The following is a 26547-nucleotide window of genomic DNA, read 5'->3' as shown; positions in this document are numbered from 1 at the left end:
GATGGTCCTCACTGAAATGCCGGCATAACGTCGTCAATGAACCGCGCCAGCGAGGCGCGCTTGCGTTCGTTGGTCATACCGCTGTCGACCCAGAACGAGAATTCATCATAGCCCAGATCCTCGTACCGTTTGATCCGATCTATCACCTGCTGAGCGGTTCCGACGGTCAAGTCCTGCGCCAGTTTCTCTTCGGTATACAATGGGTTCCCGTCCATTTCAGCCTCGGAAATCGGTTCGATCAGACCCTGTTGGATCGGTCGCTTGTTCAGGAACCACGCTCCGAAATAGTTGTAGTACCGACGCAGGTCGTTCACGCCCTGTGCCACGTCCTCATCGTCTTTTCCGACATAGGTATGATGCAGCAGCATGATCTTCGGACGGGGACCCGAGTAGCTGTCGCACGCATCATTGAACCGACCCATAAGGGTTTCGATTTCTTCCATACCCTGCCACAACGGTGTGACCTGAATATTGAACCCGTTGTGGACCCCGAACTCATGGCTGTTTGGGTCACGCGCCGCAATCCAGATCGGCGGACCATCATCCTGATAGGGTTTCGGCGCTGAAGTCGCGGCCGGGAAAGCGTAAAACTCACCTTCATGGGCACAATCACCCTGCCAGATCTTTGGCAACAAAGGGGTGGATTCGCGCATTCTCTGCCCTGCTTCCCAGGCATCCATCCCCGGCATCAGGCGCTCATACTCAAAAGAATAGGCCCCACGTGCCACGCCCAGCTCGATGCGCCCCTTAGTCATCTGGTCCGCTGCGGCTGCCTCGCCTGCAAGTTTGATGGGGTGCCAAAACGGAGCGATAACTGTCCCCGTCCCCAGCCGCACGTTGCGTGTGTGATGCGAAAGATCGACCAGCGAAAGAAACGGGTTCGGTGCGATTGTGAACTCCATCCCATGATGCTCGCCCGTCCAGACCGCGCGCATTCCCCCATCGTCGGCCATTTTCACCAGGCTGACGAACTCATCGTACAGCACATCGTGCGGCTGGTCCGGCGTCAGACGTTCCACATGGGCAAACAGTGAAAACTCCATCAAATGGCTCCTTTACCGAAAACTGTGAATTTCGCCGTGTTCGGCGTCGCCAAGATAAAGCCCGAAAACGCCTTCGCGGGCTTCAACGGCATAGCGGGTCATCATGTGGTGGATACCCCGGCTGGCATAGGTCAGATCAGGCAGGTCGCTGACGCTGATCCACTCGGCATCATCCGTCGGAGTGTTCCGATCGGAAGAGGCCAGAAAGAACGTGTAGTGCAGGTTCGTTTCGATATCGTTGAACGAAGAATAGACCTGTTCGATCTGCGCGTTGATGCCGCGTCCGGATAAACCCTCAGCCAGCCGGTTGCGTTGCCCGCCGGGTTCGACGCCGGCGATTTGGACCGGTCGCAGCGCTCCATCGTTTCGTTCCAGCAGCACCTTGCCGTTGGCCTCGACAATCGCCCCGCAGACTGTTGGCACTTTGGCGTCCATCTCGCGTTCGAGGCCAAGGCTGAAATAGGATCCATTCGCGTAGCCAAGACCGTTCCCCTTGGCGTGAGTGAATGCATTGACCTTACCGATCAGGACCGTGTGATCTCCGGCTGGTATTGCCTGATGCGTTTCACAGCAAAACTGAGCCAATGCGCCATCAATCAAGGGCAACCCGTGATGGCCCTCGCTATTTGCAGCCTTCGCGAAACGATCGCCTTTAAAACCCGCAAAAGTGTTCGAGATGTCTTGCTGTCCGTCTGCCAGTATATTCACGGCGAAATGCGCGCATTCCGCAAATTTGTCGTGGCTCGACAAAAATTTGCCGGGACACACAAGTAACAACGGTGGATCTAGGGACACGGACGAGAAAGAGTTGGCGGTAAATCCAACTGGCGCTCCGGATTTATCGCGGGTCGTAACGACCGTTACGCCTGTCATGAAACTGCCGAACGCATCGCGCAGGGCTCGGGTATCGATTTCTGTCACGGCAGGCACCTCCGAACAAAACTCAGCAAACTGGAATTGACCTCGAACGGATGCGTCATGGGCATCATGTGCGCCGCATTCGCGATGACTTCTACCTGCCCTTTTGGTGCCAAGAGGGCCATGTCGCGCGACATGCGGGGTGTCGAATTGGGCTCTTCCTCGCCCGTCAGAAAAAGAGCAGGACAGTTAGTTTGCGCCAGTTGCGTATCGGCAGGCCCATCACTTTCGGCAAAGACAGTATAAGCCGCCTTGTACGCAGCCGGATTGACCTCTTGGAGCCAACGCAAACAGGCAGCAAATTCCTCCGACGGATTGCCACCGAACCAGCGCTGCAAGGTCGCAGTCGGGTCATTCGTTCTCGTTTCATCCAACGCAGCGGCGCGTGACAACACAGCCTTTTGGGCTTCCGGCGAACGTCGGTAGACAGCGTTCAGCGCCGCCACACCTTTCACCTGTTCGTGGCCGGACGCTGCGATATGCAGCGCAATCAATGCGCCCATCGAATGGCCAACCAGAACGACCGGTTCGTTCATTATGCCCGTGACCAGACCAGCATACCCTTCCAACCCGATGGAATTGCAAAACTTAGATTCCCCATGCCCGGGCATGTCGGGGCACAAAACGCGATACCCGGCCCCGCAGAGTGCATCGATCTGCGCGCCCCAGGCTTCGGCCCGCAGCCCAACTCCGTGGAGCAGCACCACAAGCGGACCCTGGCCCGCCTCAATTGCGGCCAGATCGCCGATGTCAGACCGAGGCCGGGTTGTCCACGTCATGGCCCAAATCCTTCAAGTCCTGATAACGGTCTCCGATACGGTGATGCGGGCGGCCCGTGGTCGCGCCCCCCAGAACCACGACAATCTCATCGGCACGCGGAGCATCGGGAATGGCAAATTGCAGCGTCAGGTAATGTGACCGGCGGCCCACGTCGTTCTTGTCCATCAGCGGCACCATGATCGGTGCGTTGGCGGCACCCCGGGTGTTTGTGAACGACAGGTAAGACTTTGCGCCAACGGCTTGCCGGAAGATGTTCCCGAAGTGCAACGTGTGGATCAGTCCCGAGGCATGTTCGACCTCTCCATCCAATCCCACAACTGCGGCTTTTCCATAGGCTTCGATTGCCTTGCCATCTCCGGCAAGTGCGTTCACCCGACTGGACAGTTCTTTGCCCAAGATCGGGCCATAAGCCAGAATTTCCGGACGCAGGTCCGCGACGTACCGACCGGCCCAAGGGTTGGCGACAACCGCCGCCACAGCGAACATACGCCACGGGCGGTCAGCTTTGCGGTACCCTTCGACAAAAACTTCCTCATCGAATGTCACTATTTTTCGAATTTCCGGCTGCACGGTTTCCCCCAATCTTGAGTTTGGGAAATATCATTTGCCGGCCTGCTCTTTGACAAACGAAAGAAGTTGGGTCTTAGGTATAAGCAACACTACTAGGTAACTTGCAGATGTCCAAAACCCTGCCCCCCCTTACATGGTTCCGATCCTTCGAAGCTGCGGCGCGGAGGCTCAGTTCAACCGCTGCCGCGGATGAAATCGGGTTGACCCAATCCGCTGTAAGTCAGCAGATCAGATCGCTGGAATCGCGCCTTGGTGTTGTTTTGTTTCATCGGCATCCGCGCGGCCTGTCGCTGACGGATGAGGGTCGCAAACTGCTACCGCAGGTCGAAGCCGCACTTGAGATGTTGCAAAACGCGGCCTCGCCTTATCTGACCGAAGAACGCGCGCGACACGTCACTGTGGCGGCCTCGATTAGTGTCATTGAGTGGGTAATCTCTCCGGCCCTGCCTAGGTTCCAGGAACAACACCCAAACACGTCAGTGCGTTTCGTCAGTACAATCTGGCCGGATGAGTATTCTGCACTTCGGGCGAACGTCGAGATTCGGTTCGGGTCGGAAAAACAGGTCGGGCGTGACGCGCTTCCTTTGAAGCCTAACCACCTTATCGCTGTTAAGGCTCCCGGCCTGAGCGGAGAATTCAAGGACCTGCCGTTGATCGAAGCCGTAGGAACATCCGACAACTGGACCTCTTGGTCCGAAGCCACAGGCCACGCGATCCACGCACCGGCGTTTTTCGTCGATTCCTATGGCTTGGCTCTGCAATTGGCCTCAACCGGTAGCGGGGTGGCACTTGTAAATTCTTTGATCGCTGAACACGCCCTGAATTCAGGCCAGGTTGAGCGCATTTTCGATGCATCCGCGACCGCAACCGAGGGGTATTTTCTTGCTAAGCAAGACACGACGCCCGAGGTTGATGCATTCGTATCTTGGTTTTTACAATTGATACCTGAAACAGCACCCGAAAGGGTCTGATTCAGACATGTCGATGTCGCATCTGAGGATATCACCCTGCAAAAAAATAGTGAATTCTGGCGAAAAAGGTCCGATTCATGCGATATTCCGGCTTTCGAGTCATCAAAGAGGCGCTTACCGGCCACAAAGGGTGGAAACCGGTCTGGCGAGACCCAGAACCCAAGGCCCATTACGAAATCATCGTCATCGGTGGCGGCGGTCATGGACTGGCGACTGCGCACTACCTGTCCAAAGTCTATGGTCAGCGCAATGTGGCCGTGGTCGAAAAGGGCTGGATCGGCGGCGGCAATGTCGGGCGGAACACGACTATCGTCCGCTCGAACTACATGCTGGACGGGAACGAGCCGTTCTATGAGTTCTCGATGAAGCTGTGGGAAGGTCTGGAGCAAGACCTGAACTACAACGCGATGATGAGCCAACGCGGTATTCTCAACCTGTTCCACTCGGACGCGCAACGCGATGCCTATACCCGTCGTGGTAACGCCATGATCCTGCACGGCGCAGATGCTGAGCTGCTGGACGCCGATCAGGTACGCAAGGAACACCCCTACCTGAATTTTGATGACGCGCGCTTTCCGATCAAAGGCGGGTTGGTGCAGCGCCGCGCCGGAACAGCGCGCCATGACGCGGTCGCCTGGGGTTTTGCCCGATCCGCCGACAGCCACGGCGTGGACATCATCCAGAATTGCGAGGTCACGGGCCTGCGCATTGAAAACGGCAAGTGCCTGGGTGTTGAGACCTCAAAAGGCTTTATCGGGGCTAACAAAGTCGGCTGTGCGGTCGCAGGCAACTCAGGCCGCGTGATGGGGATGGCCGGAATGCGCCTGCCCATCGAAAGTCACGTGTTGCAGGCGTTTGTGTCTGAAGGTCTGAAACCTGTCCTGCCCAGCGTCATTACCTTTGGGGCGGGTCATTTCTATGTCAGCCAGTCCGACAAAGGTGGGCTGGTCTTTGGCGGCGATATCGACGGCTACAACACCTACGCCCAACGCGGAAATCTGCCTGTGGTCGAAGACGTTTGCGAAGGCGGGATCGCCCTGATGCCGATGATTGGTCGCGCGCGTCTGCTGCGCATGTGGGGCGGTGTGATGGATATGTCGATGGACGGCTCGCCCATCATCGATCGCACTCCAGTCGAAGGGCTCTATTTCAATGGCGGCTGGTGTTATGGCGGGTTCAAGGCGACCCCGGCTTCGGGCCATTGCTTTGCGCATTTGCTGGCAAAGGACGAACCGCATCCGGTCGCCACGGCTTACCGATTGGACCGCTTCCGCACCGGTCGTCTGATCGACGAAAAAGGCGTGGGCAATCAGCCCAACCTGCACTGAGGGGACCAAGAGCATGATTATCAACCATCCCCTTTTAGGCCCGCGCGACGCCGCTGAATTCACCTATCTAGGCGACGCATCCTTGATCGACCGCCCCGACTGGCAAGCCGAGGACGCGGCCGAGGCGTTCTATGACTACGCCTATCTGCGCGACAACCCTGCAGGCGAGCACAGAGAGCTTTGGTATCATGAGGCGGGCGACCGATCATGGCTGGTTGTCACACGCGACACCACCACACACGAGATTTCGAAGGTAGAATTGGCCCGCGACGTGGCCCGCGCGCGGGGGCGATCCAAATGACCCAAAGCAACCGACTGAGCGGCGGACAGATCGACCGCAACACCACTGTGAACTTCCGGTTCGACAATCGCAGCTATAGCGCCCATCCCGGCGACACGCTGGCCTCGGCCCTTCTGGCCAATGACGTGCGGCTGATTGGGCGGTCGTTCAAATATCACCGCCCGCGCGGGCTGCTGACCGCAGGGTCCGAGGAACCCAATGGCATCGTTGAACTGCGCACAGGTGCCCGCAAAGAGCCCAACACCCGCGCCACGACGATCGAGATGTTCGACGGGCTGGAGGCAACCTCGCAAAACCGCTGGCCCAGCCTGAAATTTGACGCGTTGGGCGTGAACGATCTGTTCTCAAACTTCCTTTCTGCCGGGTTCTACTACAAGACCTTCATGTGGCCAGCGGCCTTTTGGGAAAAGGTTTATGAGCCGATCATCCGTCGTGCTGCGGGCCTTGGCTCTTTGTCGATGGAAGATGATCCGGACGAATATGACAAAGGCTTCCGCCACTGCGATCTGCTGATCATTGGCGCGGGTCCATCCGGTTTGATGGCCGCGCTGACCGCAGGACGCGCTGGAGCAGATGTCATTCTGGCCGATGAGGATTTCCAGTATGGCGGGCGTTTAAACAGCGAGACATTATCGGTCGGCGATCAAAGCGCCAGCGATTGGGCCGCGCAGGCCGTAGCCGAGTTGAGTTCTATGCCCAACGTCCGGCTGATGCCCAGAACCACCGTTATCGGTGCGTTCGATCATGGTATCTATGGTGCGGTCGAGCGGACCGGCGACCACCTGCCCTCTCTGCCCGCAGGTAAGCCGCGCCAGATCCTATGGCGTATCTATACCAAGAAGGCGTTGCTTTGCGCGGGTGCAACCGAACGGCCTATCGCGTTCGAGAACAACGATCGCCCCGGCGTCATGATGGCCAGCGCCTTGCGAACCTATGCCAACCGGTTCGCCGTCACGGCCTCACCGCGTGTCGCAATCTTTACCAACAACGATGACGGTCACCGTACGGCTGCAGATCTACACGCCAAGGGCGTTCACATCTGCGCAGTTATCGACGTGCGCGAGGATGCTCCGGTTAACTACGACTACGAAGTCCTTAGCGGCGCGAAGGTCATTGATACCAAGGGGCGCTTGGGATTGACCTTCGTCGAGGTCGCCCTGCCCGACGGCTCGACCCGCACGCTGGACTGTGGCGCGCTGGGCGTGTCCGGTGGCTGGAACCCGAACGTTCACCTGACCTGTCATCAACGGGGACGCCCGGTCTGGAATGAAGCTCTGGCTGCTTTCGTACCCGGTTCGAACCTGCCTGTTGGCCTGACCGTCGCCGGGGCCGCGAACGGCCAGATGTCGACCTATGGTGCGCTGCAATCCGGGGCCGAGGGCGCTGCGGCGGCATTGGACTTGAAAGGTGCCGTACCCGAACTGCCCGAGGCCGAAGACGCCCGGGTTGCACAGAAACCGTTCTGGTATGTCGAAGGCTGCAAACGGGCCTGGGTAGATCAGCAGAACGATGTGACCGTCAAAGACGTCAAGCTGAGCTATCAGGAAGGGTTCCGCTCTGTCGAGCACCTCAAACGGTACACGACACTGGGTATGGCGACCGATCAGGGTAAAACATCGAACATCACCGGATTGGCGATCATGGCCGAGGTTGCCGGAAAGTCGATCCCTGAAACGGGAACGACGATCTTTCGTCCGCCATATACCCCCGTTCCGATCAGCACCTTCGCAGGCCGAATGAAAGGACAGGAATTCCACCCGACCCGCCTGACGCCATCCCATCACTGGGCCAAGGAACGCGGCGCTGTGTTTGTCGAGGCTGGCAACTGGTTGCGCGCGCAGTGGTTTCCCCTGCCCGGCGAGACCCATTGGCGGGAATCTGTGGATCGTGAGGTCCGGCAAACCCGCGCCTCGGTCGGCGTCTGCGATTGTACGACGCTGGGCAAGATCGATGTACAGGGCACGGATGCTGCCGAGCTTCTGAACCGCGTTTACGCCAACGGCTTCGCCAAGCTGGCCGTGGGCAAAACTCGCTATGGCCTGATGCTGCGCGAGGACGGCATGGTGATGGATGACGGAACCGCCGCACGTTTGGCCGAGGATCATTTTGTCGTCACAACCACCACAGCCAATGCCGTAAGTGTCTATCGACACATGGAATTCGTGCGCCAATGCCTGTTCCCGGATATGGACGTACAGCTGATCTCGACCACCGAGTCGTGGGCGCAATATGCGGTTGCCGGGCCAAACTCGCGCAAGCTTCTGCAAAAGATCGTCGACCCCGAGTTCGACATCTCGAACGAGGCTTTCCCATTCATGGCCTGCGGAAACATCACCGTTTGCGGCGGGCTGCGCGCACGGTTGTTCCGCATCTCCTTCTCAGGCGAGCTGGCGTTCGAAATCGCCGTTCCCGCGCGGTATGGCGACGCCCTGATGCGGCGCTTGATGTCCGAAGGAGAAGAGTTTGATGTTGTTCCCTATGGTACCGAAGCGCTGGGCGTGATGCGGATCGAAAAGGGCCACGCGGCAGGCAACGAACTGAACGGGACCACCACGGCGCTGAATCTGGGCATGGGCAAGATGGTGTCCAAGAAGAAGGACAGCATCGGATCGATCCTGTCTGAACGCGAGGCTTTGGTGGAACCGGACGTATTGCGGTTGGTGGGCCTGAAACCTGTATCCCCGGAAGATAAAATCACCCCCGGCGGTCATCTGATGAACGCCACCGGTCCGGTCGATGCGGCCAACGATCAAGGCTACGCCACCTCGGCTGCGTACTCGCCCATTCTGAACAGCAATATCGGGCTGGCACTTTTGAAGGACGGCGCAAATCGGATGGGCGAGAAAATGCGGCTTGTGTCGCCCCTAACCGATCTGACCGTCGAGGTCGAAATCGTATCGGCCCATTTCGTTGACCCTGAAGGAGAGCGTCTGCGTGCATGATCTAGTTGCAATAACCGCTTTGGGCGGGACAACGCCGCGTGTCGACACTGTTGCCGGGGTCACCTGCACGGAAAATCCGGGCGTTGCGCTTGCGTCCGTCGCGGCGCGTCTGGGACAGGAAGCCAAGGCCCAAAAGGCTCTGGCCAAACTGATCGATGCCTCTGCCCCTGATGTCGGACAACATGCCGGCGGTATAATCGCGGCCTTCTGGTCCGGCCCAGATCAATGGATGATCGAGGCACCTTTCGACAGCCACGAAGACCTCGCCGATCAGGTCAAATCGGCCATTGGCGACAGCGCCTCGGTGACCGAACAGACAGACGCGTGGACCCGGTTTGACCTTACAGGCGACTCATTGGCGTCCGTGTTAGAGCTGTTGTGTATGCTCGATCTGCGCAAGATCAGAGCGGGCAGCGTCGCGCGCTGTTCGATCCACCATGTCGGCTGCTTTGTCCTGTGCCGGTCACCGGAAGAGTTCAGCATCTACGGCCCCCGATCGTCGGCAGGCTCACTGCACCATGCAATTATTACAGCGATGCGGTCGGCGCTTTAAGCCACGCCTCAGACCGACGGCAAGGGCGCATTATCTTCGACGCGGAATCGATTGATTCTGCGCCGATCTTCGCTGGGGCTCAACCCAAAGGCTGACCGGTAGTGCGTGACCAATGGCGCGACGGACCCATATCCAATGGCCGCGGCAATCTCTGCGATCGGGTCTTTTGTATAAACAACCATCTGCCGCGCCGCCTTCATTCGCATAGCGCGGTAGTAATGGCTGGGGCTCTGCCCCGTTGCCTGCTTGAACGCCCGCTCTACCTGACGTGGTGTAACACCAATCTTCTCGGCCACTTCCGCAATCGAAATCGGCTCGCTCATATTCCCGGCAAACAGGTCGACGCAGCGTGACACCAGTGGCGGAAGACTGTCGCCCGTATCTGGCATGGTCGCAGTCGGAACCTGTTGGCGCACCCCTGCCCCGCGCATCATCGGGTGCTGAAACCAGCAAGCGACCTCATGAGCGACATCACCGCCCAACCGGTCCTCGATCAGATGCAGGGCCAGGTCGAACCCTGCCGCCGCGCCGGCTGCAGTGTAGCGCGTTGAAGTTTTAACGATCACCTCACTACGAGCGTCCACTTCGGGAAACTCAGCCAAAAACGCAGCTTCGTAACACCAGTGGACCGAAACAGGCTGCCCACCCATTACACCTGACCGCACCAGAGGGAAAACCCCGCCACTGATACCACCCAAAACAGAACCGTGACGCCCAAGGTTTCGCAGAGCACCGTTGCCCAAAGTTGCGTCATCGAATCCCGATGTTGGACTGCTGAGTAGAAAAAGGATGTCGATGCCCCTGCATTCGGTCAGCGACCTCTCAGCTTCAAACCGGACACCGGCGCTAGATTTTACCTTTTGGCCATGCTCGGACAGCAAGGACCAACTGAACGCCGCTTGCGCGGCAATTTCATTGGCCGCCCGCAATGGCTCGATCACTGAGGTCAGACAGGCCATTGGAAAGCCGTCAAACAGCAAAAACCCTATTTCGATTCTATCTTCCTTGCGCATAAGGCCGTCCTAACAGGAATTCCGCATTAGCCCTATATGCTAAGGAAACTGCATTTCATGGTCGCACTCTTACCTGCCAAAATAGTCAATGAGGACATCAGGCACATTCAATAGGCAGAAATCCGCAGTGTCATATCGAGATTTTTGGACCGGGTCATTGCAATCACCCCCATATTGTATACAACTGCATACATTATAGACTCAACCCAGATGGAACCCGTCTTTGGCCTCCGCAAGTCTGCACTCTTCAGCAATGTTTCAAAGACTGAACACTCTTCTGATTGCCGGATTGGGCACTGCGGTGTTCTGGTTTTTGAACCTACCGCTCCCTTTCCTGTTCGGCCCTATGTCGGCCTGTCTTATCGCGGCACTTGCGCATTCACCGATACGGGATTTCGGTCAGGTCTCGGTTGCGGCCAGAACGATCCTTGGCGTCGCCGTTGGCGCATCCATAACGCCCAGCCTGTTTGCAGAGCTGCCCAAGATGGCAACGTCGCTCTTGCTGGTCCCGGTCTTTATCTTGCTGATCGCGGTGGTCGGCGTCCCGTTCTTCCGCAAGTTCTGGGGGTTTGACGACAAAACTGCGTTCTACGCGGCAATGCCCGGTGGCTTTCAGGACATGGTCATCTTTGGCACAGAGGCCGGTTCAAATCCGCGCGTGCTGTCATTGGTGCACGGGACGCGGGTTCTGATCATTGTCACGTTGGCGCCCATCTTCCTGACGGTGTTTTACGGAGCCGAGTTGACCAATCCCCTCGGCGAACCTGCCTCGGCCCTGCCCCCGCACGAACTGATCCTTATGGTCATCGCGGCCTTTATAGGCTGGAAAGGCGGAGAGAAGATCGGTTTGTTCGGTGCCTCCATCCTTGGGCCATTGATCCTGACTGCGGCGCTGTCACTTGGGGATTTTATCCATACACGTCCCCCACGCGAGGCGATCTTGTTCGCGCAGTTCTTCATCGGCTGCGGGATTGGCGTCAAATTCGTAGGCGTCACCTGGTCGGAGCTCCGGCGCGTTGTGGCAGCAGGGTTCACCTACGTAATCCTACTAGCCGTTCTGGCCGCAGCTTTCACAGTCGTTGTCACGGCAGTTGGGTTGGGCCAACCGGTCGAAGCATTCCTGGCCTTTGCACCTGGCGGTCAGGCCGAGATGACTGTTCTGGCCATCGTGTCCGGTGCTGACCTGGGATATGTTGTTACGCACCACTTGACCCGCATTGTCGTGGTGATCATCGGCGCACCAATTGCGGCCAGCCTTCTTGTGCGCTGGTCCAAATCGGAGAAGTAGCCGTAAGCCTCCAGTGTTTCTGGCTGGTTGGTTTTCACTCTTTCCAGTTGAAGACCCGGTGAACCGATCAATCCTTTTTGTTTACAGGCGAAGGCGCAGGTCCTTAGTATCAAATCACTTTATTCCGATCTTTAAATCATGGATGTGACGCGATGTCTGACACACTTGATCTTCACAAGTTCGAAAATCTCAGCCCATTTCAAATCAAAGACGAACTTATCAAACTGGCGCAAAAAGAGTCGCGCCAGATGGCCCTGCCCTACCTGAACGCAGGGCGCGGCAACCCCAACTGGATCGCCACCAAAGCTCGTGAGGCGTTTTTCCTGCTTGGCCAGTTCGCCATGACCGAGGCGCAGCGGCATCGCAATGAACCAGAGGTCGGCCTGGCGGGTATGCCGCAGGGACCCGGCTGTTACGACCGGCTCAAGGCCTATTGCCAGGCATCGCAAGACAGGAACGGCCCTCCGGGCGCGGACACGCTGACCGCCGTGGTCGATTTCGCGATTGAGAAATTTGGTTTCACCCCTGACGATTTCGTGCTGGAACTTACCGACGGCATCATCGGCGACCATTATCCAATGCCTGACCGCTGCCTGCAGCACAACGAGGCGATCGTCCATGAATACGTGATGTGGGCCATGTGCTCCGGGCACAGGCTCGACGCCAAGTTCGACATCTACGCGGTCGAAGGCGGAACTGCTGCGATGTGCTATATCTTCAAAGCGCTCAAAAACCAGAGGCTGCTCAATGCTGGTGACACAATCGCCCTGGGCACTCCGATCTTCACGCCTTACCTCGAAATGCCTGTGCTTGAGGACTACGGGCTGAATGTTGTGGATGTCTCTTCGGAAGAAGAAGACCATTTCCAGCTTACCGATGACGATCTGGAGCAACTGGCCGACCCAAAGGTAAAAGCGCTGTTTCTGGTTAACCCGGGCAACCCGTCCTCTGTTGCAATCAGCCCCGAAGTGATGGTGCGATTGGTCGAATTCGTAAAAACGCGCCGACCTGATCTGATTATCCTGACAGACGACGTTTACGGAACTTTCGTTCCGAACTTTGAGTCCGTAATGGGCCACCTGCCCGAGAACACCATCGGCGTTTACTCATACTCAAAGTACTTCGGCTGCACAGGCTGGCGGCTGGGTGCGATTCTGGTGTCTCAGAACAACATCTTTGACAAGATGATTGCCGAGGCCCCCGAGGACGTCAAAGCCGTCGTGAATGCCCGGTACGAGACGCTGACACCTGACCCGTCCTCGTTCAAGTTCATCGACCGGATCGTGGCTGACAGCCGCGATGTGGCCTTGAACCACACGGCAGGCCTTTCGGTGCCGCAACAGGTGATGATGACGCTGTTCTCGCTGGTTGAGTTGATGGATGAAGAGAAACACTATCAGGCGTTCTGCTGGGGTATCCTCAAGCATCGTTTTGACGAACTGGTCGAAGGTCTGGGGATTGAGGTGCCGGACAATCCGCTTTTCGACAAGTACTATGGCATCATCGACTTTGAATTCTGGCTGCGGAAATACGTCGGCGAGGATGTGGTGGAATGGATCAAGGAAAACGTCCATCCGCTGGATATCTCGTTCAAACTGGCGCAGGACCACGGGATCGTATTGCTGAACGGATCGGGGTTCGATGCGCCGAACTGGTCCGCACGGGTGTCGTTCGCCAATTTGGATGACAGCGCCTATCGACAGATCGGACGGGCTGTTCGCGCCGTCGCCACGGGCTATGTGCAAGCCTATCGCGCCTCAAAAGGGCTGCCCTTGCACGGCTGAGAACAACTGCAGACAAAGGGCACAGCTTTATGGAACTGATCGGCTCGATCTTTATCGATCACCCGGAACTGGCTTTGTTTTGCAGCCTTGCCCTTGGCTATTCGATTGGAAAAATCACCATAGGCTCGTTCACCGTCGGATCGGTGGCGGGCTGTCTTCTGGCCGGCGTCCTTGTCGGCCAGACAGGGGTGGTCGTGTCCGATGACCTCAAACAGGCGTTCTTCTTACTGTTCCTCTTTTCGATTGGGTACAGAACCGGGCCACAGTTCTTCCGGTCGCTAAATCTAAGCGCCCTTCCCCAGATCGCCGTTACCGCGCTGCTTTGCGTCGTGGCATTGTTGGTTGCAGTTCTGCTGGCACCTTTGATGGGTCTTTCGGTGGGAATAGCTGCCGGGCTTTTGGCAGGCGGTGCAACGGAAAGCGCCACGCTTGGTGTTGCAATCGATGCTTTTGCCAAAACCGGAGCCGATGAAACGGCACAGGAGATTTTTGACGCCGAAATCGCGACCGGATTTGCAGTTGCCTATTTTGTCGGCGTCATCGCGACGATCTTCTTTCACACGCAGCTTGCGCCGCGGTTCTATGGCCGGTCTTTGCAAGAGGCCTGTGCAGAATACGAGGCAGAGCTGGACGATGACTCGGCCCCCATGGTGCCGCAGCATCGGGACTTTGAGGCGCGGGCGTACCGCATTGCCCATGAGTTCGCGGGTCATACTGTTGCCGAAGTCGAAGCCCGGGTGCCCAGGCATGTCCGGGCCTACATCGACAGGGTGCGGCGTGACGACAAAATCCTGCAGACCTCTCGGGATATGGTTCTGAAAGATGGGGACATAGCCGCCATTGCTGGAATGCGCTCATTTTTGATCGACCACTCGGACCAGATCGGAGAAGAGGTCGAAGACCCCGAGTTGCTGGATCTGCCGGTTGAAACCGACGATATCGTTGTCACCAAAAACGCGGTTGTTAATCAAACGCTGGGCGAATTATCGACCCGGCCCGAGGCACGCACGGTCTTTCTGCGCGGTATGATGCGCAGCGGCGAGCGGTTACCGATCTTCCGCGGTGTGACTTTGCACAAAGGCGACGTAGTGACCGTCTCTGGCACCCGAAGCCATATCGAAGACGCCGCAGCGGCGCTGGGCTATCTGGACCGGGCAACAAGCAAGACCGACATGGTCTTTGTTGCGTTCTTCATCTTGCTCGGCGGGCTGATTGGCATCCCGGCGCTGAAGTACGGTGCAATCGAACTTGGTCTCGGAACATCGGTCGGTGTTCTATTGGGCGGTCTGGTTGCGGGCTGGCTGCGCTCTGTACGCAGGACATTCGGATTTGTGCCCGAGGCAACGCTATGGATATTCGACTCGGTCGGCTTGTGCGTCTTCGTGGCCTGCGTCGGGATCACGTCAGGGACAAGTTTCGTCACTGGTGTGCTGGAAAGCGGGCCGTCACTGATTGTCGGATCATTGGCCATCGTCATTTTGGCCCATGGAACGGCCATTTTTGTCGGTCGCAAAGTCTTCAAGATCAACGAAGGCGTTCTGGCCGGAACCTGTTGCGGAGCGGGAACCTCAGCCCCCGCCCTGGCGGCCGTTCAGGAAGCTGCGCAAAGCCAGGTGCCCACGCTTGGCTATGGGTTGGGTTACGCTGTCGGTAACGTGTTGTTGGCTCTATGGGGCTCTGTCATCGTTATCCTGTTGATCTGACCCTTACGGGACAAAAGCCACGACCAGCGGCCCCCAAAGCGTCAGGAAGATGTTTGCGACAGCGTAGGTCATCGTGAACGCAGGCGTCGGGGTCGAGTTCCCCGCCTTTTCCAACAATGTTGCAAAGCCCGGATTGCCCGACCGTGACCCCGTCACGACGGCACAAGCCTCAATCGGATTACGAATGCGCAGCGCGATGTAATTGATCGGAAACTGGACGATCATCGGCATCAATGTCACGACAACACCAAGAAGCAGCAAGGTGATCCCGTATTCCTGAATAGCCTGCAGCGCGGGCTGTCCGGCATTCAAGCCAACCACACCGACGAATACCGCCAAGCCAAAGCTCTGCAAGAAGTTGGCTGCACCGCGGTTGATGCCTCCGATCTTGGGGCGGCGCGTCCGCAGGTAACCGATGATCAAGCCAGTCACCAGGCACCCAAGTCCCGACCCCAGCGCAACATTCGTTCCCGCAATGACAAAACTGATTTCGCCAACCAGATACCCCACGGCAACGCCAATCCCCAGGGCGATGAAATTTGTGACCGATGCTGAGGGCGGAACATAGCCAGCAAACTTGGCGGCCCGGTTCAAATCGTCCTTGTGGCCCACAATGCTGACCTCGTCACCTGCATGAATCTCGGTGTTGTGCAGCACCGGAACGTCATGACCCATGCGCGTGATTTTTGAGATGTAGACGCCACGACGCTGATCAGCCGAAATCGCCTCGCGCAGTTGGATCAGGGTTTTGCCTGCCAGTTTGGGATTGGTGATAACAACATTGCGCCGCTCTTCAACGATGACCATTTCGGGCGGTATTTCTCCGACCTCGCTTCCTGCCGAGCTTTCGAACTTGGCCAGCCCGGAAACAAGGCCTGAAACAACAACCAGATCACCGGCGCTGACCTTCGTATCAGGGGCCGCATCCACGGCCACGCCATCCTGCAGAAGACGTTCGACCAGAATATCCTCGTCAAACCCTGCCTCGATTTCTTTGACCGACTGACCGACGATCTGGGCTCCGTCCTGAACGCGGTAGGCCCGTGCGTCAAAGCGGTTCATCGGCAGGAACTCACCCTCTTCCAGATTTCGCCCGCCACCGCTGAGCTTTTGGGCAAGTTTTAACGCCTCTTCCCGAAGGTTCCATTTCATGATGATCGGGATGACACTGACCGCCAGAATTGGGCCAATCGAGCCAAAGATATACGTCACCGAGTACCCGACCGCGATATTGGTTTTCAGCTTCTCTGCTTCGTCAGCCGCCAACCCAAGCAAATCGATAGCGTTCCCGGCGGTTCCGATGATAGCGGACTGCGTAAGTCCCCCCGCCGCAAGCCCGGCCGCCAGCCCCTTATCTAGCCCTGCCCATCTGGCGACGACAATCACGAAGAACAGCCCCCACAGGGTCATCATGAAGGCCGCCAGCAGCTTCGTCAGCGCCGTTCGGTTCAGGGCCGCAAAAAACTGTGGTCCGCCATTGTAGCCGACCATGAAAATGAACAGGGAAAAGAAAACATTCTGCACATCGGTGCTGAGGTTGATTCCGCCGATCTGACCCACGAACACAGCGACAAGCAACGTCCCCGCGATGCCACCAAGTTCGAACTTCCCGACCTTGAGTTTGCCGACCCCGTACCCGAGACCCAAACACAAAAACAAAGCCATGATCGGATAGGTCCGCAATTGATCAGCTAGAAGTTCCATATTCAAATCCCTTGCCTGTTCGTCGTGTAAGCCACACGACAAAAGAGAAAAAATCAGAACCCGACGGAAAAAGCCGGGGCATGTCTCAGCATTTCAATAACAAGTAAACAATCAGATTTTTGATTTAGTCAATCTTGGACATGCTCAATAGTTGAATCCGTTCATGCGGATTCAGCCCCGTTTAACGTTGGTCTTACCGGTAGCCTAAATGCAACAAAAGGGATTGTGGCGGAGAGACAGGGATTCGAACCCTGGAGACGGTTTCCCGCCTACACACTTTCCAGGCGTGCGCCTTCGACCACTCGGCCACCTCTCCGTGAGCGGGATGTTTGGACTATCGCCGGGGGATTTGCAAGGCCCGATTAGAGTGAAATTTTACCTCTGATCGAAAGCCCTGTTAAGGCCGCTAAACCTCGTCCCCGTCACCATCCGGCAAATCGCCTTCGGTCATCTCAACAGGTTCAGTGGACGGCCGAGTTTCGGACGGTTCGATCGGGGTGATCGCGGGTTGTCCTTTGCCTGACTGCAGGGTCTCGGGATTACGCAGCCAGACATCGCGCTGAGCAAACGGAATTTCGATCCCTTCTTCGACAAAGCGACGGTTGATCTCATGGTTCATGTCAGATTTGACCGACAAGACCCAGTTCACGTCCCGCAGAATCGCGCGAATTTCAAAGTCGAGCGAGTCCGCGCCGAACCCCTGAAACACCACGCTGGGTGCAGGGACAGCCAGAACCATCGGATGCGCATTCGCAATTTCGCCCAGGATCTTTTCGACCTTCCGCGTGTCTGTACCATAGGCGACGCCGACCGGAACAATCACGCGACCAATCGTATTGCCGCGGGTATAGTTCGTGACCACTCCGCTGATCAGGTCCGAGTTCGGAACGATCACATCGGTTCGGTCAAAGGTCTCAATCCGTGTGGACCGGACGGAAATGTCGCGCACATAGCCCATCATCCCATTCACGTCGATCCAGTCACCTTTCGAGATCGGGCGCTCGACCAGAAGGATGATACCCGACACAAAGTTGGACACGATCGTCTGTAAACCGAAGCCGATCCCGACTGACAGAGCACCCGCGACAATCGCGAGGGAAGACAAGTTGAATCCGGCGATAGTGATCGCGATCAGGGCAGCCAGGAAAATGCCAACATAGCCAGTGCCCGAGACAATCGCGTTCTGCCCGCCCGGATCAATACTGGTTTTGGGCAGCAGAGAGTTGCGCAACCCGCTTTGCAACATGCGCGTGAGGCCATAGCCGACGGCGAATATTACGAGGAAGGTGAAGAAATTGCTGGGTGAGATTGTGACCCCGCCAATATCGAACCCTTGCAGCAGGCGCGACCAGACCTCTTGCAGGTCTGTTTCACGCGCGCCCCAGTAAAGGGCCAAGACCGGCATGGCCAGAATGGCCATCGCAAACCCAATAAGTACCGCAAACAGCGAGTCTTTTGCTTTGTCGCCCTGCCCGCTGATCCATCCGTAGACAGACGTCAGGAATCGCTGAACGATAACCAGAGCAGCAATCAGAACCAGCGAACGTACGGCGGGGAAAACAATGGCTTCCGCGGCGTTGGTGTACCCAAGAATGGCCAGGATCGGACTGGCGATACCCAGCAGGAACAACGCCCGCCTAATGAACTCGACCAACTGGCTGAACCCGGCAGCGCGCGCCGTGGCCGAAGGCTCATCAGCGTCGACCGGCACATCGACACTGCGAACCCTGCGGACACGCAGCAACACCAGTGCGGTGGCGACGATAACCGGAAAGGCAACAACAGCGCGTGTTGCGTCCGAGATGTTTTCGATCTGCTCGAACAGGTTAACCAATTCATGCAGGATCAGAAACGCCGCGAGAAGGTCCAGATAGACGCGCAACTCGGTGACTTTTTGCCGTGAGAGCTTTTGGAAACCCTGCGCCTCTTGCAGCACATAAACCTGACGACCGATCCAGTCGTAGTACAATATGATCGCGGCCCAATACGGCACGTTCTCCATCAGCAGCGTTCCACGCAACCCAAGGACCCCGGTCATCACAACGGCCTGTACCAGAATCCACACACCGATCCAGGGCAGGACAATTCGTAGAAGCGACGTCAGGAACGCCCAGACACCGCTGCCCTGCCCTCCCAGAGAACGCATGCGCTCGCCAGCCGCTTCGGACCAACGTTTGCCATAGAACAGAAGGATACCGGCAACGACCACCAAGGCCAAAATACCCAAACCTCGGGTACGCAAACGTTCGTGAACAACGTCAGTTCTTAGGTTGCGCCGGGCTTCATTGAACAACGCCTGCGCGGCTTCATTCACGTCGACCCAGGCTGGTCCCCAATGGGCAGGGTTCAAGGGCGACGGGCCACGTTCCAACAGCTCTTTCGCTTGACGGTCGCGGATCAGCTTATCGATTTCAAAGATCAAACCGTTTGCACGGCTGAATGCCTCTTCCGAGATGATCTGCGGAACACGCAAACTGTTGAGTTGCTCGTTCAAGTGCTTTCGAAGTGTGGCGATGTCCTCTGGTTCGGTTGCATCGCCTTCGGGCGCGGGCCCAAGCGCCTTGATCTGGTTCTCTAACGTTTGAATGCGTTCGGTGTTGGCCCCGCGTGCGCGGTTGAAATCATCCCGGTAGTCGTTGATCTCTGCTCGCAGGTTTTCGAGCGAGGCGTTTGAGGCCCGATTGGCCTCAATAACCGTTTCGGCCCGGTCCGCCGTTTTGACCCATCCCTGGTAGTACTCACTTTGGCGATCGGTCAACTGCGCAGCAGCAGGACCGCCCAACAGCGCGAAACAAACCGCAAAAAGGGTCAGGAACAGGCGGACCTGCCGCAGCATCATACGTCCTCGAATACGCCGGGGATGCTGCGCGGTGCTTCGGTCATCCAATCTGGCACCGGCAATTCCTTTTCGCGCAGGAACTCAGGGTTGAACAGTTTGGACTGATAGCGGGTGCCGTAGTCACACAGGATGGTGACAATGGTGTGGCCCGGGCCAAGGTCCTTGGCCAGACGCACCGCGCCTGCCATGTTGATCGCTGTCGAACCGCCCATGACCAGACCTTCTTCGCGCAGCAGGTTGAAGATGTAGGGCAACGCCTCTTTGTCCGACATCTGATAGGCAAAGTCCGGCTTGAACCCTTCAAGGTTCTTTGTGATGCGCACTTGGCCTATACCTTCAGCGATCGAGCCGCCCTCCATCGCGATTTCGCCTGTGGTGTAGTACGAATACAGCCCTGCCCCCATCGGATCGACCAGACCGATTTTGACGCCCTTGGGCTGCAGCGCCTCAGCGACACCGGCCAATGTGCCACCAGAACCCACGGCACAGACAAAACCATCGACCTTGCCGTTGGTCTGCTCCCAGATTTCGGGACCGGTGGTTTCCACATGCGCCTGACGGTTGGCCACGTTGTCGAATTGGTTTGCCCAGATCGCACCATTGGGCTCGGTCTGCGCCAGTTCCTCGGCCAGACGGCGCGAGTAGTGCACAAAGTTGTTGGGGTTGCGGTAAGGCGCCGCCGGTACCTGTACCAGCTGAGCTCCAGCCAGCCGCAGCATATCCTTTTTTTCTTCGGACTGCGTTTCCGGGATAACGATGACAGTCTTGAAGCCCATGGACGCGCCGACCAGCGCCAGACCGATGCCTGTATTGCCTGCCGTACCTTCGACAATGGTGCCGCCCGGCTTCAGGTCACCGCGCGCGATAGCATCCTTGATAATGTACAGCGCCGCGCGATCCTTGACCGATTGGCCGGGGTTCATGAATTCGGCCTTGCCGAGAATCTCGCACCCGGTCTCTTCACTGATGCGACGCAGGCGGATCAGCGGGGTTTTTCCGACTGCGTCGGCAAGGTCTCGTGCAATGCGCATGGCGCCCTCATTTCATTACGGATCAACGCAGATTTACCTGTGGTGGGCGACGACCACAAGCGGCGAAAGTCATCCGCGCAGACGGTCACGATGACGTGCAAGCCAATGCGCCAGCGCCAAAAGAGGCAAATCCTTGAACCTGTGGCTGTCCACATGGTCCATGAACCGTTCATAGGGCAGGATTTGCGTCCTGATATCCTCGCCCTCTGTGCCTAGTCCGCCATTGTCGATGGTTTTGGTCAAATCGGCCAGCCCGACATAAAGATGCAGATACTCAGTCGATGACCCGCTGGAAGAATACGCGCCGCCCGCATAGTGCAGGCTGTTCAGTGTGATCTGAGCCTCTTCTTCTGCTTCACGCCGGGCCGCTTGTTCGGGTGTTTCACCGGGGTCAATCATACCGGCGACCGGCTCCCACATCCAGGGTTCGGGATCATCAATCAGATAGACCGGTGTCCTGAATTGCTCGACCAACAGCACAGAATCCCGCACCGGATCAAAGGGCAGAACGATCACAGCGCTGCCCTGCATCAAACCGCTTCGGTTCAGCACCGGCCCCATCGAACCGTCGTATTGACGGTACTGAACCGCAACTTCATCCATCGCGAAGTAGTTGATATATGGTTGTTTTCGGTCGCGAACGATGACATCGGTCGCAGTGTTTCTGGTGTCACCAGTCACGCGTTGGCGCGCTGCCAGTCTGGCCCAGGCGCGTGTACGGATCGCAGGGAAACCGCGCGCGATATGTGCTGCATCGACGCGCCCATAGTGAGCCATAACCTCTTGCGCGGCCAGAACCGTCAACTCTCCCCATTGCTCGGCCCAAGCCTGCAAGGACCACGGCTGCCCCGGAGTCCAAAGCCCCGGCTCAGGGTAAAACACCCTCGCTTCAACGCTCGTCCCGTCATTCAGGTCGACAGTCTGAGGGATCAGGTCATAGTCAAAACCACCCTCATAAAAAATCAGCCGCTTGCGGTCTTCCTCGGTCAAACCCCTCACCAACAGGCCATGGGCGACGCCACCGTCTTCCTGCAAGATCATCGGGAATGGCTGATCCCGCACCGCATAAACCACGTGGTCTTTCAACGTAGCCTGAGAGAATTCAAGCTGCGAGGCTGGTCGCCCCAACACAAGCTCCAGCAAAGGCATATGCCGGAGCGTGCCATAAAAGAACAGATCGGACACTGTTGATATCTTTCGTAAATCTGCGCCCGGCTCAACGCCAGCGGCGCTGTGCTTCCTCGGTGGCCAGCCCAGCCACAAGCGCCCCGATGCCCAAGGTCCACAAGATCTCAGGTGCAACCAATTGCTGGGAATACTCAACACCGATTTCGAAGATAGCGATCAACGCTTCGAACGGGCCATCGAACCTATGTCTCATGGCAAGTCGGAACATCTCATTAACGCCCTGAACGAACAAACCCCAAAACACAAGTGCGACGACCCCGGTAAGGCCGTTGTTGATCGCGCCGACCCAACCGCGGCCCGCGCGCCTGCCCATGATCACCCACCCACACGCTACGCCGAGGAACATGTTTACGTAGGTAAAAATCCCATAATTCTTACCTTCTTCCCCATTCTCGATAATCATGCCAGAAACCAGAAATGCCACGACCATAAGACAGAGTGCAGCAGTAAGACGCGCGGCAGTGGGCATTACTTTCAGTCCATTCCTTAACTCGGTTTCGCTATAGTGATCTGTGTCACATCGCAATTACCGGTGTCAAAGGCCGCGCCGCAGGCGGTCAAATAATAATTCCACATGCGGCGGAAACGCTCATCAAAGCCCATTTCCGAGATTTCGTCCCACTTGTCATTGAACGTGTCGTACCAACGGCGCAGAGTCAGGTCATAGCTTTTGCCGAACTCCTTCGACTTGACCACGTTCAAACCCGCGTTGGTTATTTGTTCCTTCAACACAGTTGGGGCCGGAAGCATTCCGCCCGGAAAGATGTATTTCTGAATAAAATCAACACCGTTACGGTACACATCCCATCTATGATCAGCAACCGTGATAATCTGCAGCGTAGCCTGCGCGCCCGGCTTTAGGCGGTCGCGCACAGTTTCGAAATACACTGGCCAGTATCTCTGACCAACGGCCTCGAACATCTCAATCGACGCGATGCCATCATATTGGCCGCGCTCATCGCGGTAATCCTGCAGCTTGAGCTCAACCATGTCAGAAAGCCCAGCCTTTTCCATGCGTTGCTGAGCGAACTTCAACTGCTCCCGACTGATTGTCAGACCTGTGACCCGCAGGCCACGCTCTTTGGCCGCATATTCGGCGAACCCGCCCCAGCCACAGCCTATCTCAAGAATATGATCGCCGGGCTTGGCGCCCATTTCATCGACAAGGCTTGCGTATTTGGCCGTCTGCGCTTTTTCCAGACTTTCCTGTCCAGTTTCGAACAAGGCGCTGGAATAGGTCATCGTGTCATCCAGCCACAGACCGTAGAATTCGTTACCCAGATCATAGTGGTAGGAGATGTTCTTTTTCGCCTGCGCCCGGTTGTTCCGGTGCAGCCAGAACCGAAGGCGTTCATACATCTGAACCAGAACCTTGCCCGTAAAGTCGTCATAGACCGTTTCGTTGCCCAAGTGCACCAGATCCATGAAAGACCGCAGGTCAGGTGTGCTCCAATCGCCTTCCAGATACCCGTCCGAGAACCCCAGCTCGCCTTCGCGAATCAGGCGAGCAAAGATATCCGGGTTGTGAATGTCGACGCGTGCCACAGGCCCGGCTTTAGCGCCTTCGGTTCGGAACACCCGTCCGTCGGGTAAGGCGATATCCAGCCGCCCGGATTCCATCCGGTTCAGCATCTTAAAGACCTGAGCAAAGTATCTGGGCAGGTCTTTCTGCCCGTCTGTGGTCGTCAAAATCATCCGCTCTCCCCTGTGCGGCCTCTGCGACAGGCTAGGCCGAGTTTGTGTTTCTGGCAAGTTTTCAATTCCTTACTGGTTCTTCCGACCTTCATAAGCCGCCAGCGCGCGCGCCCTGCCGGCGGCCAAGGCCACAACGGGTTGAGGGTACGGGTCGGTTGGGCTGAGGCCCCAAGACTTCGGAACCGCGTCGAAATAGGCCAACGCAGTTTCGGGCGGATTGGCCTGACCCTCAGCGACCCACTGCCGGACATATCGCGAGTGCGGATCAAACTTTTCCTGCTGCGTCTGCGGGTTGAAGATCCGAAAAAATGGCGAAGCATCCGGTCCGGACCCAGCAACCCATTGCCAGCCCATCGCGTTCGCGGCCGGGTCCCAGTCAACAAGGCAGTCCGCAAACCAGTCCATACCGATCTTCCAATGGGTCATCAGGTGCTTGGTCAGGTAACTGGCCACGATCATTCGGGCGCGATTGTGCATCCGCCCGGTCACATACATCTGCCGCAACCCAGCATCGACGCCCGGCACCCCTGTTTTGGCCTGCTTCCATGCAATGACTTCGGGGCTGTCGGCATCGGTATTCCAAGGGAAAATATCCCATTCGGGTTTCCAGTTTCCGGTCAGCAACGATGGCGTGTGATACATCAGGTGATAGGCGAATTCGCGCCAGACGAGCTGGCGCAAATAGGGTTCCACCCCCTGCACACCAGTCATGCTGGCCTGCTGGATTGTGTGCCATACGCTCCGCGGGCCGATTTCGCCCAACGACAGGTATTCCGAAAGGTTCGACGTACCGTCCATGTCCAGACGGCCCCGATGCTCGGAATAGTCGGTGACGCGGTCCAGAAACTGATGCAGCGCTTGAAAGGCAGCGGTTTCGCCCGGGCGAACAAACGGTGCCACCACGGCTGCTCCGCGTTGCATTTGCGCGCCCAGATGCCAATACTCAAGATCGTCGGATATGGGCCACGTGTGAGGCTGCGGCAGATGCGTTACAGCGGTCGAAGGGGTCGGAACATCCCGGTTATGCACCGCGCGCCACATCGGAGTGAATACGCGGAACGGCTGCCCGGTTTTGGTCGCGACAGTCCAAGGCTCGAACAATAGATGGCCCGCAAAGGACTTGGCCAAAACGTTCTGATCCGTTAGCGCCGCCTTGATCTTGGTATCCCGTGCGATGCCTTCGGGATCATAGGCGCGAGACCAAAAAACGCTTTGCGCCCCAGTCTCTGTGATCAGGTCCTGAAGTACACCCAAAGCATCGCCGCGCCGCAGGATCAACTTGCTGCCCGCGTCCCGGATCGCGTTGGAAAAGGCTTTCAGTCCCAAACCCAGTCGCCATTTCGGCGCTGCGCCAAGCGCATCGACACTGTCGTCGCAAATAAATACGGGAATAACCGGACGCCCGGTCTCAGCCGCTGCGCTCAGTGCTGGGTGATCCGACAGGCGCAAGTCCCGCCGGAACCACATGATGATCGGTGACCGCTCGTTTTCCATGTCCACCCTGGTGTTTTCTTCGGTTACGAAGCAGAGCGGACACTGGATCACAAAACGTCGTCAAGTGCATTCAAAAGCTGATCAATTTCCTGTTGCGTGGTGTAGTGCGTGAAGCTGACCCGCAGCACACCCTGACCCAAATCTACCCCCATCGCCTGCAGTGGGCGTACGGCGTAAAAATCTCCGCCTCCGGCCATAACTCCGTGCTTGGCAAGCTCCGCGGCGACAGCTTCGGCGTTACGGTTCAACGCAAGTGCCACGGTCGGCGCGCGACGCGACGCGTCAGAGGTGCCGATCAAACGCACGGCATTGCGGTCTTTGACTGCGTCCAGAACAGGTTGCAGCAACTCAATTTCGTGACCACGCATCAGGTCGTGAACAAAACCACCACGCTGTGCTGCATCCTTTGCCGGTTCGCCATGATGGTCGCAGAGCAGATCCACATATTCCGCCATGCCGGCGCTTGCAGCGATCTGGGCATGATCCGGTCCGGCCGGAGTAAAGCGTTTATACAAAACGTCACCGTTGAAGAAGTGCGCCTGATTGGGCAGCATTTCCCCGATGGTGCGACGGATCACCATGCAGCCCTGATGCGGGCCATAGGTTTTGTAGGCCGAGAAAAGATAGATATCTGGCCCCAGATCACCCACATTCGGGAACCCGTGCGGGGCATAAGACACGCCATCCACGCAGACAAACGCGCCAGCCGCGTGCGCAATCGCGGTGATTTCAGTGACCGGGTTGATCTCGCCAATCACGTTCGAGCAATGGGGAAAACACACAAGCCGGACCTTTTCGTCCAGCAGGTTTTCCAAATCCATCGGGTTCAGAGAGCCGGTTTCCGGATCAATCTGCCACTCGCGGATCTCGATCCCCTCGTCCGCCAGCCGCCGCCATGGGCCCGAGTTCGCCTCGTGGTCCTGATTGGTCACAATGATGGCTTCGCCGGGTTGCATCCACTGCCTGAAAGCCTGCGCCAGCACATAGGTGTTCTGTGTGGTCGAGGGACCAAAGCTCAGTTCATCCGTTTCGACACCCAGAATGGCCGCCATCCGCGTGCGCGCCTCGTCCATTTCCTCACCGGCCAGACGGCTGGCGTCGTACGGCGCATAGGGCTGCACTTTGCGCTGGGTGTAGTACCGCGTAAGGCGGTCGAGAACTGGCTTGCAAGTGTATGACCCACCAGCATTTTCAAAGAAGGCCTGCCCTTGCAGAACGGGTTCGGAAAAGGCCGGAAACTGTGACCGGACAAATTTGATATCCAGAGCGCTCATCGCACGTCTCTCCTTGATCATGCACGTTCATCCAAGAGGTGCCCGAGCATGATTTCGGAAACCTCGGAAATCATGGCAGGTCTTCCAGCCCAGTCCGCCGCCAAAAAATGTGCAGACAGCCCCGGCGT

Annotated in this window: 21 protein-coding genes and 1 tRNA gene; 8 read left to right on the top strand and 14 right to left on the bottom strand. The window is 57.4% G+C overall.

The window, feature by feature from the left end; all coding sequences use genetic code 11:
• Positions 1 to 8: 8 nt before the first annotated feature.
• Genes ACR0MV_RS01250 through ACR0MV_RS01235 form a run of 4 tightly spaced genes read right to left on the bottom strand, consistent with a single transcriptional unit; the run spans position 9 to position 3311 of the window.
• Positions 9 to 1043: an LLM class flavin-dependent oxidoreductase gene (locus tag ACR0MV_RS01250; protein ID WP_170425461.1), complete on the bottom strand. Its 1035-nt coding sequence runs from the start codon at positions 1041 to 1043 to the stop codon at positions 9 to 11.
• Positions 1044 to 1055: 12 nt separating this feature from the next.
• On the bottom strand, positions 1056 to 1964 hold the full coding sequence (locus ACR0MV_RS01245; RefSeq protein ID WP_480700744.1) for a flavin reductase: 909 nt from the start codon (positions 1962 to 1964) through the stop codon (positions 1056 to 1058).
• Positions 1961 to 2740 (bottom strand): alpha/beta fold hydrolase, encoded by a 780-nt coding sequence (locus ACR0MV_RS01240; RefSeq protein ID WP_480700743.1) that lies wholly within the window; start codon positions 2738 to 2740, stop codon positions 1961 to 1963. The genes ACR0MV_RS01245 and ACR0MV_RS01240 overlap by 4 nt, the downstream gene beginning before the upstream one ends.
• The gene (locus ACR0MV_RS01235; RefSeq protein ID WP_480700742.1) at positions 2712 to 3311 is read right to left on the bottom strand and encodes an amino acid synthesis family protein; all 600 of its coding nucleotides are present in this window, start codon (positions 3309 to 3311) and stop codon (positions 2712 to 2714) included. Before ACR0MV_RS01235 ends, ACR0MV_RS01240 begins: the two co-directional genes overlap by 29 nt.
• Positions 3312 to 3418: 107 nt before the next feature.
• Between ACR0MV_RS01235 and ACR0MV_RS01230 the strand changes: the two genes are divergently transcribed.
• From ACR0MV_RS01230 to ACR0MV_RS01210, 5 genes are all read left to right on the top strand, one after another.
• On the top strand, positions 3419 to 4282 hold the full coding sequence (locus tag ACR0MV_RS01230) for a LysR family transcriptional regulator (protein WP_480700741.1): 864 nt from the start codon (positions 3419 to 3421) through the stop codon (positions 4280 to 4282).
• Positions 4283 to 4359: 77 nt separating this feature from the next.
• Positions 4360 to 5610, top strand: a complete 1251-nt coding sequence (locus ACR0MV_RS01225) for a sarcosine oxidase subunit beta family protein (RefSeq protein ID WP_480700740.1) — start codon at positions 4360 to 4362, stop codon at positions 5608 to 5610.
• Positions 5611 to 5623: 13 nt separating this feature from the next.
• Positions 5624 to 5911 (top strand): sarcosine oxidase subunit delta, encoded by a 288-nt coding sequence (locus ACR0MV_RS01220; protein ID WP_480700739.1) that lies wholly within the window; start codon positions 5624 to 5626, stop codon positions 5909 to 5911.
• Positions 5908 to 8853, top strand: a complete 2946-nt coding sequence (locus ACR0MV_RS01215) for a sarcosine oxidase subunit alpha family protein (protein WP_480700738.1) — start codon at positions 5908 to 5910, stop codon at positions 8851 to 8853. Before ACR0MV_RS01220 ends, ACR0MV_RS01215 begins: the two co-directional genes overlap by 4 nt.
• A complete protein-coding gene (locus ACR0MV_RS01210; protein WP_480700737.1) occupies positions 8846 to 9406 on the top strand; it encodes a sarcosine oxidase subunit gamma in 561 nt (186 codons plus the stop codon). Before ACR0MV_RS01215 ends, ACR0MV_RS01210 begins: the two co-directional genes overlap by 8 nt.
• Before the next feature lie 8 nt (positions 9407 to 9414).
• Here the strand turns inward: ACR0MV_RS01210 and ACR0MV_RS01205 are convergent, their stop codons facing one another.
• Positions 9415 to 10419 carry a GlxA family transcriptional regulator gene (locus ACR0MV_RS01205; RefSeq protein ID WP_480700736.1) on the bottom strand — a complete coding sequence of 335 codons (1005 nt, stop codon included), beginning with the start codon at positions 10417 to 10419 and terminating at the stop codon, positions 9415 to 9417.
• Positions 10420 to 10672: 253 nt separating this feature from the next.
• Here ACR0MV_RS01205 and ACR0MV_RS01200 point away from each other — a divergent pair, with 253 nt between their 5' ends.
• The 3 genes from ACR0MV_RS01200 (at position 10673) to aspT (ACR0MV_RS01190) (ending at position 15194) form a co-directional block, all read left to right on the top strand.
• The gene (locus ACR0MV_RS01200; RefSeq protein WP_480700735.1) at positions 10673 to 11707 is read left to right on the top strand and encodes an AbrB family transcriptional regulator; all 1035 of its coding nucleotides are present in this window, start codon (positions 10673 to 10675) and stop codon (positions 11705 to 11707) included.
• Positions 11708 to 11859: 152 nt separating this feature from the next.
• Positions 11860 to 13491, top strand: a complete 1632-nt coding sequence (locus ACR0MV_RS01195; protein ID WP_480700734.1) for a bifunctional aspartate transaminase/aspartate 4-decarboxylase — start codon at positions 11860 to 11862, stop codon at positions 13489 to 13491.
• A 29-nt stretch (positions 13492 to 13520) separates the two neighbouring features.
• Positions 13521 to 15194 carry an aspartate-alanine antiporter gene (aspT, locus tag ACR0MV_RS01190; RefSeq protein WP_480700733.1) on the top strand — a complete coding sequence of 558 codons (1674 nt, stop codon included), beginning with the start codon at positions 13521 to 13523 and terminating at the stop codon, positions 15192 to 15194.
• 3 nt (positions 15195 to 15197) lie between these two features.
• Here the strand turns inward: aspT (ACR0MV_RS01190) and aspT (ACR0MV_RS01185) are convergent, their stop codons facing one another.
• From aspT (ACR0MV_RS01185) to ACR0MV_RS01145, 9 genes are all read right to left on the bottom strand, one after another.
• A complete protein-coding gene (gene aspT / locus ACR0MV_RS01185) occupies positions 15198 to 16898 on the bottom strand; it encodes an aspartate-alanine antiporter (RefSeq protein ID WP_480700732.1) in 1701 nt (566 codons plus the stop codon).
• Positions 16899 to 17124: 226 nt separating this feature from the next.
• A tRNA-Ser gene (locus tag ACR0MV_RS01180) sits at positions 17125 to 17214 on the bottom strand.
• Between the two features lie 90 nt (positions 17215 to 17304).
• Positions 17305 to 19734, bottom strand: a complete 2430-nt coding sequence (locus ACR0MV_RS01175; RefSeq protein WP_480700731.1) for a DUF3772 domain-containing protein — start codon at positions 19732 to 19734, stop codon at positions 17305 to 17307.
• Positions 19734 to 20768 (bottom strand): cysteine synthase A, encoded by a 1035-nt coding sequence (locus ACR0MV_RS01170; RefSeq protein WP_480700730.1) that lies wholly within the window; start codon positions 20766 to 20768, stop codon positions 19734 to 19736. Before ACR0MV_RS01170 ends, ACR0MV_RS01175 begins: the two co-directional genes overlap by 1 nt.
• A 69-nt stretch (positions 20769 to 20837) precedes the next feature.
• A complete protein-coding gene (locus tag ACR0MV_RS01165) occupies positions 20838 to 21953 on the bottom strand; it encodes an NUDIX domain-containing protein (protein ID WP_480700729.1) in 1116 nt (371 codons plus the stop codon).
• Positions 21954 to 21984: 31 nt separating this feature from the next.
• Complete coding sequence (locus ACR0MV_RS01160) at positions 21985 to 22425, bottom strand: TrgA family protein (RefSeq protein WP_170421379.1); 441 nt, start codon at positions 22423 to 22425, stop codon at positions 21985 to 21987.
• 17 nt (positions 22426 to 22442) lie between these two features.
• Positions 22443 to 23651 (bottom strand): class I SAM-dependent methyltransferase, encoded by a 1209-nt coding sequence (locus ACR0MV_RS01155; RefSeq protein ID WP_480700728.1) that lies wholly within the window; start codon positions 23649 to 23651, stop codon positions 22443 to 22445.
• Positions 23652 to 23720: 69 nt separating this feature from the next.
• The gene (locus tag ACR0MV_RS01150; protein WP_480700727.1) at positions 23721 to 25145 is read right to left on the bottom strand and encodes a cryptochrome/photolyase family protein; all 1425 of its coding nucleotides are present in this window, start codon (positions 25143 to 25145) and stop codon (positions 23721 to 23723) included.
• Positions 25146 to 25192: 47 nt separating this feature from the next.
• A complete protein-coding gene (locus tag ACR0MV_RS01145) occupies positions 25193 to 26419 on the bottom strand; it encodes an aminotransferase class V-fold PLP-dependent enzyme (RefSeq protein WP_480700726.1) in 1227 nt (408 codons plus the stop codon).
• Between the last annotated feature and the right edge of the window lie 128 nt (positions 26420 to 26547).

Source organism: Ruegeria sp. BC3 (assembly GCF_056539265.1).
The sequence above is the reverse complement of the archived record's forward strand: the minus strand, read 5'-3'. Positions and strand labels throughout refer to the sequence as shown.